The sequence below is a fragment of the Acinetobacter sp. 1130196 genome (assembly GCF_000588095.1).
In the GTDB taxonomy this organism is placed as follows: Bacteria; Pseudomonadota; Gammaproteobacteria; order Pseudomonadales; family Moraxellaceae; genus Acinetobacter; species Acinetobacter nosocomialis.
In genome coordinates this window covers 1-1,310 of the sequence record NZ_JFWX01000121.1, presented here as the reverse complement: position 1 = coordinate 1,310, position 1,310 = coordinate 1, and the positions used below count along the sequence as shown (strand labels likewise).

The 1,310-nt window shown below is 32.1% G+C and carries 2 protein-coding genes and 1 pseudogene; all 3 read right to left on the bottom strand.

Going from position 1 to position 1,310, the window contains the following annotated elements; all coding sequences use genetic code 11:
* Positions 1-539: 539 nt before the first annotated feature.
* Positions 540-656 (bottom strand): annotated as a pseudogene (locus J671_RS25740) (transposase); the annotation flags it as partial.
* Positions 657-842: 186 nt separating this feature from the next.
* On the bottom strand, positions 843-1,136 hold the full coding sequence (locus J671_RS24760; RefSeq protein WP_000221360.1) for a type II toxin-antitoxin system RelE family toxin: 294 nt from the start codon (positions 1,134-1,136) through the stop codon (positions 843-845).
* Positions 1,126-1,310 (bottom strand): type II toxin-antitoxin system RelB/DinJ family antitoxin (locus tag J671_RS24755; RefSeq protein WP_031983785.1); only part of this gene is annotated, 185 nt, incomplete at its 5' end. The genes J671_RS24760 and J671_RS24755, both read right to left, overlap by 11 nt.

Below are 1,310 nucleotides of genomic sequence, written 5' to 3'. Positions count from 1 at the left end.
TGATTTTATTTAACTTATAAAAGACGATTTCGGATAACGCCCATTATGTTAAATGGATTAAAATTGAGTCATTTATCTGAAAGGATTTTTAAGATGTTCCTTCACTATAGAAATAATTAATAGTATACCAATCAAAACTAGAACTGCTATAAGAATCCAAAACATACAAACCACAAATATTAAACATTAATAATACAATAATAATATTTTTCTGAGCATAAAGTAACTGATATTTAGATTATTTTACAAGCTCAGGCTTTTGTTAAGTTTTAATTAACAGTAAATTTTTTCTAATTGGTATAAATTTAGAAGTAGTAAGCTATTTAATTGTTTCTTATGGAAAAAAGTAAAGAATCTTTATCTAAGAAAAGGTAAGCACAAATTTATTTTGCAATCAATATTCATTTGTAGGGCTAAGTTTCAAAAGTGGACGAATGAAGAGATCAATGAAGTGATAGAGAAAACTATATATGAAGATAAAATTAGGGTGTAGGAGATTTTAAGAGAATATTCTAGAAATATTTAGGGCGTGTTATCAATTAAGCCTGGTAGATCGCTGATAAAAAGTTTTGAGCCAATTTATCATAGCGTGTGGCAATAGCACGATACTGCTTGAGCTTGGTAAAAAATTTCTCGATCAGATGTCTTGCCTTGTAGGAGGCATCCCAGTATTGGGCTATATTTTGCAGCAGAACAAGCTGACAAAAAAATGTATGAGAATAAGCAAAAAATTAAATCAGCTTTAAAATTAGTTGCAGAAGCTATCTAAATTTTATATTAACTAAAAATTAACATAATACACCTTATACGAGGTCAAAAATGGGAGCTTGAAGCTCCCATTTTTAGTCTTTAATGCGTTTTTTTGCTTCGTCATAAACTATGCTGTCAGCTCGTTTCCCAACGGTGATGAGCAAGATAACTACCTGATCATCTTTGACTTGATAGACCAGTCGAACTCCAGTCTTTAGTAATTTAATTTTATAACATCCCGTGAGATCACCTCTAAGCATATTCTTGGGAATATGTGGCTGCTCTATGACCTTGGCGAGTTTCTTCTTAAATTGATCTCTTATAGCACTAGGAAGCTTTTCCCATTCAGCTGTGAAGTCCTTATTACGTAAAAGCTTATAAGTCATCTAAAGTAATTTCCTCGAACATTTCTTTAGGATCATTCATACGTTTACGAACAATCGCTAATAGCTCGGTATCCTCTTCTGAGAGTAAAGCTTTTTGTACAGGGAGTTTCCCAGTCGCTGCAATGTATTCAAGGACATTTGTAAAAAACTCAGTAGGTGCAATACCTTGTTCTC

What these genes read in the sequence shown, in the direction of transcription:
- J671_RS24760 (WP_000221360.1), bottom strand. Translation starts at nt 1,136, where the DNA reads ATGACTTATAAGCTTTTACGTAATAAGGACTTCACAGCTGAATGGGAA.